Genomic DNA, 13,681 nt, shown 5'->3' with positions numbered 1-13,681 from the left:
GACCATCTCCTCAGCTCGTGGTGACGTGTGTTCCCAGCCTCCGGCCCCGGCGGCGGCCGGGGTAGTGCCGAAGGTCCCGGGCACCGCGGGACGCTCGGCACCCGCGGAGCCCGTCCGCCGCCCGCCCGTCCGCCGCCCGCGCGGCGGCCGGCCCGCGAAGTTCGGTAGCGTCGGGCGGCATGCGTGTTCATGTGGGGTGCGCGATGTGGGCGCACGCTCGGTGGCAGGGCCGGTTCCTGCCGCCCTCGCTGCCGCCGGGCGAGCGGCTGCGCGCCTACGCGAGCTGGTGCGACGCGGTGGAGGGCAACACCACCTTCTACGCGACGCCGGCGCGGAGCGCGGTGGAGTCGTGGGCGGAGCAGACCGCCCCGGACTTCCGGTTCGTGCTGAAGCTGCCGAAGACGATCACGCACGAGCGGCGGCTCGCCGGGGCCGGCGAGGACCTCCGGTCGTTCCTGCGCGCGATGGAGCCGCTGGAGTCGCGGACGCACGCGCTCTGGATCCAGCTCCCCGGCTCGTTCGGCCCCGGAGACGTCGGGACGCTGGCCGGCTTCCTGCGCGGGCTGCCCGCCGCGCACCGCTGCGCCGTCGAGGTGCGGCACCGGGCGTTCTTCGAGGACGCGGGATGCGCGCGCGACCTGGAGCGGGTGCTCGTCCGGGCCGGGGCCGAATGGGTCCCGTTCGACACCACCGCGTTCTTCCAGAGCCCGCCGACCAGCGACGCCGAACGGGACGCGTGGACGAAGAAGCCGCGCGTGCCGCGCCGGTCGGCCGCGCTCACCGACCGCCCGATCGTCCGGTACCTCGGGCGGGACGACACCGCGCGCACCGTCGAGGGCTGGCGGTTCTGGGTGGAGAAGGCGGCCGAGTGGGTGCGCGAGGGACGGTCCCCGACCGTGTTCGTCCACACGCCGGACAACGCGGACGCCCTCGCGCTGGCCCGCCGCTTCCACGACGAAATACGGGCTCGGGCGCCGGAGGTGGAGCCGCTCCCCGAGCCGGTGCCCGCGGAGCCGCCCACCCTGTTCTAGGTCTCGTCGTTCCAGGTCTCGTCGCCGGCGTCCAGCATCGCCCGGGTGGCCTCGTCGACGATGTCGCGCATGGCGCGCTCGGCGGCGTCGGCGTCGCCCGCCTGGACGGCCTGCGCCACCTCCGCGTGCCAGCGGATCGCGGCCGGCTCCGGGTGGGCGGGCATCAGGTGGTGGTGGGTGCGGCCCGCGAGGACGGCGGCGACCACGCCGCCGAGCGCGGCCATCATCTCGTTGCCGGACGCCTCCAGCAGCGTCCGGTGGAACAGGACGTCCGCGGTGAGGTAGGACTCCAGGTCGCCGGACCGGCCGTGCACCGCCATCTCCATGACCGCGCCGGTCAGCGCGCCGCACTGCGCGGGCGTGGCGCGGCGGGCGGCGAGCGCGGCGGCGACCGGCTCCAGCCCGCGGCGCAGCTCGCCGAGGGAGCGCAGTTGCTCGTCGCGGCCCGCGCCGTCCAGCCGCCAGCCGATGATCTGCGGGTCGAACAGGTTCCACCGCACCCGCTCGGCGACGGTGATGCCGACCCGGCGGCGGCTCGTGACCATGCCCATCGACTCCAGGACGCGGATCGCCTCCCGCACCACCGAGCGGGACACGCCGAACCGGTCCTCCAGCTGCTCGATCCGCAGCACCTCGCCCGCGCCGACGGCGCCGGACGTGATCAGCATGCCGAGCCGGTCGACGACGCTGCCGTGCAGCCCGGCCGGCGGGTTGTCCACCATGGCCCAATCATCACACGAAGAATCGTGGCACTTGCATAAAGATATGCTTTTTCGCTTTCGCCCCTTGTAATGAGCAGGTCATAAGTTCACACTCGGGCAGACATCATCTTCGCCACGCTCCCCGGGAGATGACGAATGCACCCGATCCTGCTGGCAGCGGCGCCGGCGGCGTCGAGCGGGCGGCTCGTGCCAGCGGCGCTCGCCGGAATCGCGCTGATCGTCGTACTCATCACCTACTTCAAGGTCCACCCGTTCCTGAGCCTCACGCTCGGCGCGCTGCTGGTCGGCGGCATCGCGGGACTCCCCATGTCCGACACGATCGACGCCTTCGGCAAGGGCTTCGGCGACACCGCGGCCGGCGTCGGCGCGCTCATCGCGCTCGGCGCGATGTTCGGCAGGCTGCTGGCCGACTCCGGCGGCGCCGACCAGATCGTCGACACCATCGTCGGGCGGTCGCGGCGCGCGTTCCTCCCGTGGGCGATGGCCCTCGTCGGCGCGCTGATCGGCCTGCCGATGTTCTTCGAGATCGGCCTCGTCCTGCTGATGCCGGTCATCTTCCTGGTGGCACGCCGCTCGGGGCTGTCGCTCATCGCGGTCGGCATCCCGGCGCTGGCCGGGCTGTCGGCGATGCACGGGCTCGTCCCGCCGCACCCCGGCCCGCTCGTCGCGATCGACGCGCTCAACGCCGACCTCGGCCTCACGCTCGGCTTCGGCGTGCTGGTCGCGATCCCGACGATCGCGCTGTCGGGCCCGGTGTTCGCCCGTTACGCGGCCCGCTGGGTGGACGTCATGCCGCCGTACCTCTACGTCGACCAGCCCGAGGAGGAGGGCAAGAGCGCCGAGGACGAGATCCTGCGGCACCGCCCGTCCTTCGCCATCACGCTGGCCACCGTCCTCCTCCCGGTCGTGCTGATGCTGGGCAAGGCCATCGCCGACATCGCCCTGGACGAGGGCGGCGGCGTCCGCACGGTCCTCGACAACCTCGGCACCCCGCTGATCGCGCTGCTCATCGCGGTCGTCGTCGGGATGTTCACGTTCGGCCTCGGCGCCGGCATGAACCGGCAGTCGATCTCGGCGTCGCTGAGCGAGTCGCTGCCGCCCATCGCCGGGATCCTGCTGATCGTGGCGGCCGGCGGCGGCTTCAAGCAGACGCTGATCGAGACCGGGATCGGCGAGCTGGTCGCCGACTGGGTCAAGGACAGCGGCTTCTCGGTGCTGTTCCTGGCCTGGCTGGTCGCCGTCCTGATCCGGCTGGCCACCGGCTCGGCGACGGTCGCGACCGTCACCGCCGCCGGCATCCTCGCCCCGCTGACCGGCTCGCTCGACAGCGGCGAGACGTCGCTGCTCGTGCTCGCGATCGGCGCCGGCTCGCTGTTCTTCTCCCATGTCAACGACGCGGGCTTCTGGCTGGTGAAGGAGTACTTCGGCCTCGGCGTCGGGCAGACCGTCAAGACGTGGTCGCTGATGGAGACCGTCGTCTCGGTGTGCGGCCTGGTCTTCGTCCTGCTGCTGAGCCTCGTCGTCTAGCCCGGCCGGGCCCGGGGCCGGGACGTTCGGCCCTGGGTTCTGGCCGGCGATCGGGCGATCATGGACGGGCAGGGTCGGGACCGTCCCGCCCGGGTAGGTGAACGGCGTCCTCGCCGGAAGGAGAACAGGCCATGCTGGTCCGGGAGGCGATGACCTCGCCCGTCGTCACGATCCCGCCGACCGCCACGATCCGCCAGGCGATCCGCGTCCTACACGACCACGCCATCACCGCCCTGCCCGTCGTGGACGGCGCGGGGCGGCTCGCCGGCATCGTCAGCGAGATGGACCTCCTGCGCGGCGTGTTCGAGCGGGACCCGCGCGCCTTCGCCCGGCCGGTCGCGACGGCCTCGAGCCCGGCGCCGCGCCTGGTGGCGGAGGTCATGACCCGCGACGTGGAGACGGCGCGGCCGACCACCGACGTCGCGACGCTCGCCGACACGATGATGCGGACGCGGATCAAGAGCGTCCCGGTGGTGGCGGACTCCGGCCTCGTCGGCATCGTCAGCCGCCGCGACCTCATCGCGATCCTCGCCCGCGGCGACGCCCGCATCCGCGACGACGTGCTCGCCGCGATCGACGAGTACGGGCCGGACGGGCGGCACTGGGACGTCCGCGTGCGCGACGGCGCCGTCGAGCTGAGCGGCGGCGCCGCGGACGAGCCGGCCCGCCGGGTCGCCGGCGTCCTCGCCCGCACCGTGCCCGGCGTCACCCGCGTCTCCATCCGGGAGACCACCGCCCGGGGGAATGCCTGATGCGCGTCATCTCCGAGTCCCACCTCGGCTCCGTCCTCGCGGGCCTGCCGGGACGGCCGCGCGTGGTGGCCGGCGGCAACTTCGCCACCCCGCGCCGCGCCCTCGCCGTCCTGGACGAGGCCGCCCCCGAGTACCGGCTGTTCATGCTGAACGCGCAGGGCGACCTGCCGGACCGCGACGGCGTGGACCTGGAGACGCCGTTCGTCGGCGCGGGCATGCGGGGCAGGCCGCACCTGCGGTACTTCCCGTCGCGGCTGTCGCTCGTCCCGAACCTGCTGAAGGGGTCGCTGCCGCCCGACATCGTCGTCGTCCAGACGTCCATGCCGCGCGACGGGACCGTGTCCCTCGGCATCGAGGTCAACATCCTGCCCGCCGCCGTGGAGGCGGTGCGGGCCCGCGGCGGGCTCGTCATCGCCCAGCTCAACCCGCGGATGCCCTACACCTTCGGGGACGCCGTCATGGCGGTCGACGAGATCGACTACGCGATCGAGTCGGACGAGCCCCTCGCGAGCCCGGTGCCGCGCCCGCCCGGCGACGTCGCCCGCGAGATCGGCGGCCGGGTGGCGGCGCTCGTCCCCGAGCGGGGGACCCTGCAGCTCGGCATCGGCGCCGTCCCGGACGCGGTGCTCGCCTCGCTGCTCGACCGCCGCGGCCTCGGGATCTGGTCGGAGATGTTCAGCGACGGCGTCCTCGCGCTGGAGAAGGCCGGCGCGCTCGACCCGGACACGCCGATCACGGCCTCGTTCGCGTTCGGCGGCGAGGAGCTCTACGACTGGGCCGACCGCAACGAGCGCGTCCGGATGCTGCGCACCGAGAAGACCAACGACCCGAGCCTGATCGCGCGGCGGCACCGCCTCGTGTCGGTGAACTCCGCGCTCCAGGTCGACCTGTACGCGCAGGCCAACGCCAGCCGGGTGCGCGGGGTGATCTACTCGGGGTTCGGCGGGCAGACCGACTTCGTGGTGGGCGCGCTGCACTCCCCCGGCGGCCGGGCGGTCATCGCGCTTCCGTCCTGGCATCCGAAGGCGGACGTGTCCACGGTCATCCCGCGGCTGTCGGGGCCCGTCACCTCGTTCCAGCACAGCTTCATCGTCAGCGAGCAGGGCACCGCCACGGTCTGGGGCCGGGACGCGCTGTCCCAGGCCCAGCAGATCGTGGACCGGGTGGCGCACCCGGCCGCACGCGACGACCTACGCGAGGAAGGCCGCGCCCTGGGCTTCCCCCTCCACTGACCCCACCCACGCCGCGACCTCGCCAACCACGGGCTCCGCCACCTGACGGCCTTGCTACTTGGCGGCCTTGCTACTTGGCGGCCTTGGCGCGGGCCTTCGCCTTGCCGGCCTTCTTCTTCCCGGCCTTGGCGTTCTTCGTCTTCTTGCCGTCTTTCACGGGCGCGGAGGCGGCGGCCTCGGGCTTCGCGGACGGCTTCGCCGACTCGGCGCTCCTCTTGGCCTTCTTGCCGTTCTTTCCGTCCTTGGCGCTCTTTTCGTTCTTGCCGGCCTTGGGCTTCTTCGCGGCGGGCGCGTCGGTCTCGACCGCCACCGTCACCTCCGCCTCCGGCTCGGCTGCGGGCTCCACGGCCGCCGGAGCGGGGGCGGGGGCCTCACCGGCGACGCGGTTGCGGAACGTCTGCCCGGTCCGGAACCGCGGCACCTGCGCGGCGGGCACCTCGACCGGCAGCCCGGTGCGCGGGTTGCGGGCGCTGCGGGCCGGGCGGGCGAAGCTGTCGAACGTCCCGAATCCGGTCACGATGACGCGCTCCCCGGCGGACACGCGGTCCATCACGGTGTCGAACACGGCGTCCACGTGCCGGCGGGCGGCGGACTCGTCGCTCCCCGCGCGCTCCGCCACGGCCTTGACCAGTTCACTCCGGTTCATGCGCCATGCCCTTCACTGTGGCGATATGTGCTGCTCAGCGTAGTGCGGCACGGCGGCCGGGACCCGGCAATCGGCATCCCGGCCGGCGTTTCGCCCTTACTTTCCGATAAAGCCCTTGGACTGCAGCCAGGTCTCGGCGACCTCCGCGGGCTGCTTGCCCTTGATGTCGACCTCGCCGTTGAGCTCCTGGAGGACAGAGTCGGTCAGCGCCGCCGCGATCGGGTTCGCGATCTTCCCGACGGCGGGGTGCTCCCGGTAGACCGAGTCCCGGACGGTGAGGGCCGGGTTGTAGACCGGGAAGAAGCTCTTGTCGTCCGGGACGGGCGTCAGGGCCAGCGCCTTGATACGTCCGTCCGTCGTGGCGACCTCCCCGAAATTGCAGGGATCGCCCTTGCCGATGGCGTCGTAGATGGCGCCTTCGGCCAGGGTCGCGACGTTCGACTTGGGGAGCGTGAATCCGTACGCCTTCTGGAGGCCGGGCCACCCGTCGCTGCGTCCGGCGAACTCGCTCGCCACGCAGGTGGAGGCCTTGGACGGGTCGCTCTTGGCCAGCGCGGCGTAGTCCGACAGGTTCTTGATGCCGAGTTCCTGCATGGTCGCCGTCTTCACGGCGATGGCGTAGGTGTTGTTCGCGGGCGCCGCCGCCAGCCATTTGACCTTGTTCTTCGCCAGATCCTGCTCGGCGACCGCCTTGTACTGGGCGACCGGGTCGCCGACCGGCTCGGTCTGCTTCAGGAAGTTGATCCAGGCCGTCCCCGTGTACTCCCAGTACATGTCGATGCTGCCGGACGTCAGCGCCGCGCGCGTGGTGTTGCTGCCCTGCAGCCCGCACTTCTCGTGGACGGTCGCGCCCGCCGAGCGCAGCGCGAGCGCGGTGACCTGGCACAAGACGAGCTGCTCGGTGAACTCCTTGGACCCGACGGTGAGGGTGGCGCCCTCCAGCGAGTTGCCCTCGGCCAGGCTGCCCGCCTTGGCGTCGGTGCCGCTGGAGCTGAAGCATCCGGCGGTCAGGGCGAGGACGGCGGCGGAGGCGGCGATGGGCGCGACGATGCGTGAGATTCCGGACGGGAGCAGGCGCATGGTGACTCTCCTCAGGGGTTCGGACACCGGGGGGGTTCAGATGCCGCGGGGGCGCAGGACGTGCTCGACGAGTCCGATGAGCCAGTCGGCGGCCAGGGCGAGCACGGCCGTCAGGACGCTGCCGGTCAGCAGGATCGGGGTGCGGTTCAGCGCGATGCCGGTGTTGATCAGGTCGCCGAGCCCGCCCGCGTTGGTGAAGGCAGCGAGCGTCGCGCTGCCGACGTTCAGGATCACCGCGACGCGGACGCTCGCCAGGATCACCGGGACGGCGAGCGGCAACTCGACTCGGAACAGCACCGCCGTCCGGGACATGCCGATGCCGCGCCCGGCGTCGATCAGCGACCGGTCGACGCCCTGCAGGCCGACCATCGTGTTGCGCAGCACCGGCAGCGCCGACACGAGGATCAGCGCGATCACCGCCTTCTGGAATCCGATGCCGACCGTGACGGCGAGCAGCACCAGCACCCCGATGGACGGGACGGCCTGCCCCACGTTGGCGAGCGCGAGGAACGGGGCGGACAGCCGGCGCAGCCGCGGCCGGGTCAGCAGCACGCCGAGCGGGATCGCGATCGCGAGGACGAGCGCCGTGGACACCGCGACCAGCCGGATGTGCTCGCCGAACTGGTGGACGATCTCGGTCCGGTTGATGGAGCGGCGCTCGATCGGGTCCAGGTCGAGGCCGCGCAGGTAGAGGTAGAGCGCCGCGCACACCGCGAGGAGGAAGACCGGTGTGACGAGCAGGCCGGTGCGCCCGCGGGCCTCCTCACCGGACGCCGCACGCTCCGGGACGGCGGTGACGGTCATCGTCCACCGTCCTTCGGCGGCGTCTCCCTGACGTCCTTCGGCGGCGTCGCCCTGACGATCGCGGACCAGGAGATCGTGCCGGCGGGGCGTCCGTCGTCGTCCAGGACGGTCGCGGTCTCCGTCCCGGCCCGCAGCATCGCGTCCAGCGCCTCGTAGAGCGACTGGCCGGACCGGACGGCCGCGCCGCCGGGACCGCCGGGCCCGGCGGGGCGCAGCGCGATGGAGCCCACCTCGACCAGCCGGAGCCGCCGCATCGCCGCACCCGTACCGACGAACGACGCGACGAACTCGTCGGCGGGTTCGGCGAGGATCGCCGCGGGCGTGTCGTACTGGACGAGCTCCGCCCGCTGCCCGAGCATCGCGATCCGGTCGCCGAGCTTGAGCGCCTCGCCGAGGTCGTGGGTGACGAGCACGATCGTCTTGCCGATCCGGGCCTGGATCTCCAGGAACGCGTCCTGGAGCCGTTCCCGCGTGATCGGGTCGATGGCGCCGAACGGCTCGTCCATCAGCATGGCGGGCGGGTCGGCGGCGAGCGCGCGGGCGACCCCGACGCGCTGCTGCTGCCCGCCCGACAGCTCCTTCGGGTACCGGGTCCGGTAGGTGCCGGGGTCGAGCCCGACCAGGTCGAGCAGCTCGTCGACGCGGTCCCGCACGCGCCTCTTGGGCCAGCCGAGCGTCCGCGGGATGACCCCGATGTTCGCGGCGATCGTCATGTGCGGGAACAGCCCGACCTGCTGGATGACGTACCCGATGCGGCGGCGCAGCTCGTCGGGGTCGGCGCGGGTGACGTCCTCGCCGCCGAGCAGGATCCGGCCCGCGGTCGGCTCGATCAGCCGGTTGACCAGCCGCAGCGTGGTCGTCTTGCCGCAGCCGGACGGCCCCAGCAGCACGACGATCTCACCCTCCCGGACGCCGAGCGTGAGGTCGTCGACCGCCGGGACGTCCTGGCCGGGGTACCGCTTGCTCACCCCCTCCAGGCGGATCATCTCCCGGCGCTCCGGCGCGGCACTCTCGCCGATCTCGGCGGCGACGGGCTCGGTCATCGCAGCCCCCTGGCGGTCGTGACGCGGGACAGCACGACGAACAGCAGGTCCAGGACCAGCGCCAGGACGGCGACGCCGAGCGTCCCGGCGAGGGTGTCGTTCAGCGCGTTCGCGCCGCCGATCCGGGCCAGCCCGCCGAAGATCAGCCCGCCGAGGCCGGGGCCCGCGACGGCGGCGGCGATCGCCGCGATCGCGACGGTCATGATGGTGGCCACCCGGACGCCGGTGAGCACCACCGGCCAGGCCAGCGGCAGCCTGATTCGCAGCATGCGGGCCGCGGGGCTCATTCCCATGCCGCGGGCCGCCTCCTCCACCGGGCCCGGGACGCCGTCGAGCCCGGTGATGGTGTTGCGCAGGATCGGGAACACCGCGTACAGCACCAGCGCCGTGATCGTCGGTGTGAGGCCCAGCCCGAACAGCGGGATGAGCAGGCCGAACAGCGCCAGGGACGGGACGGTCAGCATGGTGCCGGCCACGCCGAGGGCGAGCCCCCTGGCGCGCGGGCGGCCTTCGACGGCGATGCCGAGCCCGATCCCGATCACGGCCGCCACAGCGACGGCGATCAGCACGACCTCGGCGTGCTCGGCGGCCAGCCGGGCGATCTCGGGCCAGCGTTCGGAGAGGTATTCGGAGAAGCTCATCGCCGCCTCCCGCGTCCGCGCGGTGCGGCGGGAGCCCGGACGAGAACGGTGTTGCTCGCGTCTCCCATGGTTCAGAGGTTGCCTATTGACGATCAGTCTTGCAATAACGGCCCGGGGCACAGATCTGTTGCGGCCCCGCCGTTCGGCCGGGAGCCGGCCGTCACTCCGGCCGGTCGCGCAGGTGCCGCAGCAGGACGGCCAGGTCCAGCCGCCGCCGCTCGCCGGGCGCGGCGAACGAGAACCCGAGCCGCGCCTCGGCGTACGCGAGCCGGGCGGCGATCGTGCTGTGGTGCCGGTGCACCCGGGCGGCCGCCCGGCGGGCGGAGCCGGTCGCGCAGAACGCGGCGAGGACGGCGAGGGTGCCCGCGCCGTTCGGCTCGGCGGCGAGCGCGTCCAGCGCGGCCACGTCCGGGACGGCGGCGATGTCCTCGTCCCGCATCCGCGCGGCGATGACCGCGAGCGCGCCGAGCCCGTCGTAGTGGACGACGTCGGCGCCCATCCCGGCGAAGCGCAGCGCGGTGCGGGCCCGCCGCAGCGACGCGGGCGCCTCGACGGCGGGCAGCGCGGACCCGACCCCGACGCGGAGCCCGCGCGGGAACCGTTCCGGCGGCGTCCGCACGAGCACGGCATGGACGCGCCCGAGCGACACCGCGGGCGCGCCGATCCCGCCCAGCGCGTCCGGGATCTCCCCCTCGACGGCCAGGACGTGTACCCGCTCAGCCGGGTCGACGTCCAGCAGGCGCAGCGCCCGGCACCGTGCGAGTTCCCCGGCGTCCGCCGAGAGGACCAGCTCGGCGAGCCCCCCGTCCCCCTGCCGCGGCGCCGCCCCCAGCAGCACCCCGGCGGCGATCGCGAACCGCTCCAGCACCAGCTCGTCGAGCGGCAGCGGCTCACTCCTCCCCAGCCACACGCACGCCGTCCCCGAGACCTCCCGAATCACCCCACCCACAAAACCGCCCGCCCCATCACCCGCTACGACCCGCAGCACACCACCCGACACACCGCCCGGTACGCCCCGCGATACAACACCCGCCCCACCGCCGGGTACATCCCCCGGCACCCCGCCCGCCACGTCCCCCTGCACGCCGCCCGGTACATCCCCCGCAACGCCGCCGGCTACGTCCCCCGGCAAGCCGTCCGGTATGACTCGTGGTGCGGGGTTGACGGCGGGGTGAGCGGCGTTGTGGGGGGCGGGGTCGGCGCGCAGGGACAGGCCGGAGGCGGTGTCGACGAGGCCGGCCGGGCACTCGGCAAGGCGCGCGGTCTCCCGGACGAGGGCCTGCGGGCCGACCTGTGCCGCGATCAGCCCGTCGAAGAAGCTGATCACCCGGACGGCGTTCTCCGCATCGGCGTCCAGCGCCGAAAGCCGCAGGAGCAGGCCCTTCATGACGGCAGCGTACGGCACCCGACGGTCGGCGGCCTCCCCGCCGGATTTCCCCGGCGGATGGCGGCTGGGCAGGCGGGCCCGGACGCCGGACACTGGGGGCGCAGGCCGCGCGAGAGGAGCCCGTGGTGACCTACGCCTACGATCCGGAACTCGTCCCGTGGATCTCGATGATCCCCCATCTCTCGATCGCCGATATCGCGAAGGTCCGCCGGGAGGAGGTGGAGATGTTCGGGAACAGGCCCGTTTACACGCCGCCGGTCCCGGTCGAGACGCGCGACGTCGCGGTCCCGGGCGAGCCCGGCGTCCCGGTCCGGATCTTCAGGCCGGCCGAGCACGACGGCGTCCTGCCCGGCCTCGTGTTCGTCCACGGCGGCGGGTTCGCCCTCGGCAGCGTCGACCTCTACCACGACGACGCGGCGAGCATCGCGGCCGAGGTCGGCGCCGTCGTGGTGTCGGTCGACTACCGGCTGGCCCCCGAGCACCCCTTCCCCGCCGGGCTGGAGGACTGCTACGCCGTCCTGTCCTGGACCGCCGCGCACGCCGGCGACCTCGGCATCGACCCGGACCGGCTGGCGGTCGGCGGCGAGAGCGCCGGCGGCGGGCTGTCCGCCGCGGTCGCGCTGCTGGCCCGCGACCGCGGCGGCCCCGCCCTGTGCTTCCAGTTCCTCGGCATCCCGGAACTGGACGACCGGCTCGACACCCCCTCGATGCGCGCCTACACCGACACGCCGATCTGGCACCGGACCAACGCCGAGCTGAGCTGGGACTACTACCTCGGCGAAGGCGTCCGCGGCACCGCCGGCGTATCCCCGTACGCGGCGCCCGCCCGCGCGGAGGACCTGTCCGGGCTGCCGCCCGCCTTCGTCACCACCTGCGAGTTCGACCCGCTGCGCGACGAGGGGCTGAGCTACGGGCAGCGGCTCGTCCAGGCGGGCGTCCCGACCGAGATGCACCTCTATCCGGGTACGTTCCACGGCTCCACCCTGGTGCCGGACGCGGCCGTGACGAAGCGCATGAACGCCGACCGGCTCGGCGCCCTCCGCCGCGCCCTCCACCCCGGCTGACCGGTCAGAGTTCGAGGACGAGGCGGGGCCCGCAGGCGCGCGACACGCAGATCATCATGAATCCGCCGTCGGCGCGCTCCGCCTCGGTCAGCACGGAGTCCCGGTGGTCGGGCTCGCCTTCGAGGACGGGGGTCTCGCACGTCCCGCACGTCCCCTCGCGGCAGGACGACAGGACGCTGACGCCCGCCTTCTCCACGGTCTCCAGGATCGAATGCCCCGGTTCGACCCGCAGGGTGCGGCCGCTCAGCGACAACTCGACCTCGAACGCCTCCTCCGGCCCGGTGACCGGCTTCGGGGAGAACCGCTCGGTCCGCAGCGCGGCGCACCGCTCCTCGGCCGCCGCGAGCATCGGCTCCGGCCCGCAGCAGTACACGAGCGCGTCCGGCGCGACGTCGCCCAGGATGCCGTCGAGGTCCAGAAGGCCGGACTCGTCCTGCGGGCGAACCTCGACCCGCTCGCCGTACGAGGACAGTTCATCGACGAACGCCATGGCGGAGCGCCGCCGCCCCCCGTAGTGCAGCCGCCATTCGGCGCCGGCGGCCTCGGCCGCGGCCACCATCGGCAGGATCGGCGTGATGCCGATGCCGCCGGCGAGGAACACGTACCGGGGCGCGTCGTCCAGCGCGAAGTTGTTGCGCGGCCCCCGGACGGTGAGCCGATCTCCTGGCCGGACCCGCTCGTGCACGACCGTGGACCCCGGCCCCTCCTTGAGGACACCGATCCGCCACGTCCGTGAGTCGCCAGGGTCCCCGCACAGCGAGTACTGCCGGACGAGACCGTCGCCGAGCAGCACGTCGATGTGCGCCCCGGGCCGCCACGCCGGCAACTCACCGCCGTCCGCCGCGCGCAACGTCAGCCCGACGACACCGTCGGCGAGGACCGCCCTCGCCTCGACGACGACTTCGACCTCCACCTGCCCTCCATCCGGCGACATCCGGTCACCCACCAGGCACGACCCCTCTCAGAACGGCCGCCCCGCAACGGCTCTCCTCAACATCCCGGCCGAGCGGACCTCGCACCGGCGCCCGGACGATCCCGCGCCCAGCCGCGCACCGACCCGCGCACGACGACCGCGCCCGGGCCAGCGCACTCGCCCGCGCCGCAGCCTCCCCGGCTCTCACCAACGGCCGCCGCCTTCGTCCCCACGACTGTCACCGGTAGCGCCACCGGCCACCAGTGCCCCTTCCACCGAGCGGAAGAACCCGCCCCCCGAACCCCCACCACCAGCAAGGATCACGAGACCCCCACCCCCAAGAACAAGAAGCCCTCCACCCCCAGTTCCGCCTTAGACACGAGCCCCTCACCCCCCGAGGACAAGAAGCCCCTCCACCCCCAGCCCCGCCCTAGACACGAGCCCCTCACCCCCGACGACAAGAAGCCCCTCCACCCCCAGCCCCGCCCTAGACACGAGCCCCTCACCCGAGGCACCGGACCCCGGGCCCGCGGAGAGACCGGACTCCTGGCCCGCAGAGAGACCAGACCCCTGGCCCGCAAAGAGACCAGACCCCTGGCCCGCAAAGAGACCAGACCCCTGGCCCGCAGAGAGACCGGACTCCTGGCCCGCCGAGGGACGAGACCCGCAGAGACAGGTGATCACGATCAGGAACGAGGCCGCGGCCGAGGCCGTCACTGCGGCCGGCGCCGTGCGCGGGATGCGCGTGCGCGGGATGCGCGTGCGCGGGATGCGCGTGCGCGGGATGCGCGTGCGCGGGATGCGCGTGCGCGGGATGCGCGTGCGCGGGATGCGCGTGC

At 73.4% G+C, this 13,681-nt stretch carries 13 protein-coding genes; 5 read left to right on the top strand and 8 right to left on the bottom strand.

Features of this window, described 5'->3' with window-relative positions; all coding sequences use genetic code 11:
- Positions 1 to 179: 179 nt before the first annotated feature.
- On the top strand, positions 180 to 1,031 hold the full coding sequence (locus tag ABZ806_RS03575; protein ID WP_500215055.1) for a DUF72 domain-containing protein: 852 nt from the start codon (positions 180 to 182) through the stop codon (positions 1,029 to 1,031).
- On the opposite strand, the gene ABZ806_RS03570 is transcribed toward ABZ806_RS03575, so the two are convergent.
- Positions 1,028 to 1,753 (bottom strand): FadR/GntR family transcriptional regulator, encoded by a 726-nt coding sequence (locus ABZ806_RS03570; protein ID WP_500215054.1) that lies wholly within the window; start codon positions 1,751 to 1,753, stop codon positions 1,028 to 1,030. The genes ABZ806_RS03575 and ABZ806_RS03570 overlap by 4 nt on opposite strands.
- Positions 1,754 to 1,888: 135 nt before the next feature.
- Between ABZ806_RS03570 and ABZ806_RS03565 the strand changes: the two genes are divergently transcribed.
- From ABZ806_RS03565 to ABZ806_RS03555, 3 genes are all read left to right on the top strand, one after another.
- A complete protein-coding gene (locus ABZ806_RS03565) occupies positions 1,889 to 3,280 on the top strand; it encodes a GntP family permease (protein WP_500215053.1) in 1,392 nt (463 codons plus the stop codon).
- A 131-nt stretch (positions 3,281 to 3,411) separates the two neighbouring features.
- Entirely contained in the window at positions 3,412 to 4,032 is a 621-nt protein-coding gene (locus ABZ806_RS03560; protein ID WP_500215052.1) for a CBS domain-containing protein, read from the top strand.
- The gene (locus ABZ806_RS03555; protein WP_500215051.1) at positions 4,032 to 5,264 is read left to right on the top strand and encodes an acetyl-CoA hydrolase/transferase family protein; all 1,233 of its coding nucleotides are present in this window, start codon (positions 4,032 to 4,034) and stop codon (positions 5,262 to 5,264) included. Before ABZ806_RS03560 ends, ABZ806_RS03555 begins: the two co-directional genes overlap by 1 nt.
- 70 nt (positions 5,265 to 5,334) lie before the next feature.
- Here the strand turns inward: ABZ806_RS03555 and ABZ806_RS03550 are convergent, their stop codons facing one another.
- The 6 genes from ABZ806_RS03550 to ABZ806_RS03525 form a co-directional block, all read right to left on the bottom strand.
- Entirely contained in the window at positions 5,335 to 5,910 is a 576-nt protein-coding gene (locus ABZ806_RS03550) for an HU family DNA-binding protein (protein ID WP_500215050.1), read from the bottom strand.
- 96 nt (positions 5,911 to 6,006) lie between these two features.
- Positions 6,007 to 6,990, bottom strand: a complete 984-nt coding sequence (locus ABZ806_RS03545) for a glycine betaine ABC transporter substrate-binding protein (RefSeq protein ID WP_500215049.1) — start codon at positions 6,988 to 6,990, stop codon at positions 6,007 to 6,009.
- Positions 6,991 to 7,026: 36 nt separating this feature from the next.
- Entirely contained in the window at positions 7,027 to 7,794 is a 768-nt protein-coding gene (locus ABZ806_RS03540) for an ABC transporter permease (protein ID WP_500215048.1), read from the bottom strand.
- Positions 7,791 to 8,837 (bottom strand): ABC transporter ATP-binding protein, encoded by a 1,047-nt coding sequence (locus ABZ806_RS03535; RefSeq protein ID WP_500215047.1) that lies wholly within the window; start codon positions 8,835 to 8,837, stop codon positions 7,791 to 7,793. The genes ABZ806_RS03540 and ABZ806_RS03535 overlap by 4 nt, the downstream gene beginning before the upstream one ends.
- Positions 8,834 to 9,478, bottom strand: a complete 645-nt coding sequence (locus ABZ806_RS03530; protein WP_500215046.1) for an ABC transporter permease — start codon at positions 9,476 to 9,478, stop codon at positions 8,834 to 8,836. Before ABZ806_RS03530 ends, ABZ806_RS03535 begins: the two co-directional genes overlap by 4 nt.
- Positions 9,479 to 9,638: 160 nt before the next feature.
- Positions 9,639 to 10,865: a helix-turn-helix domain-containing protein gene (locus ABZ806_RS03525; RefSeq protein WP_500215045.1), complete on the bottom strand. Its 1,227-nt coding sequence runs from the start codon at positions 10,863 to 10,865 to the stop codon at positions 9,639 to 9,641.
- A gap of 125 nt (positions 10,866 to 10,990) precedes the next feature.
- Between ABZ806_RS03525 and ABZ806_RS03520 the strand changes: the two genes are divergently transcribed.
- A complete protein-coding gene (locus ABZ806_RS03520) occupies positions 10,991 to 11,929 on the top strand; it encodes an alpha/beta hydrolase (protein WP_500215044.1) in 939 nt (312 codons plus the stop codon).
- A 4-nt stretch (positions 11,930 to 11,933) separates the two neighbouring features.
- Here ABZ806_RS03520 and ABZ806_RS03515 read toward each other — a convergent pair whose 3' ends face one another.
- Positions 11,934 to 12,842: a PDR/VanB family oxidoreductase gene (locus ABZ806_RS03515; RefSeq protein WP_500215043.1), complete on the bottom strand. Its 909-nt coding sequence runs from the start codon at positions 12,840 to 12,842 to the stop codon at positions 11,934 to 11,936.
- Positions 12,843 to 13,681 lie beyond the last annotated feature (839 nt).

Source organism: Spirillospora sp. NPDC047418 (genome assembly GCF_040643275.1).
Lineage (GTDB): Bacteria > Actinomycetota > Actinomycetes > Streptosporangiales > Streptosporangiaceae > Spirillospora.
Note: the sequence above shows the minus strand (reverse complement) of the source record. Positions and strands in the feature narration are given on the sequence as shown.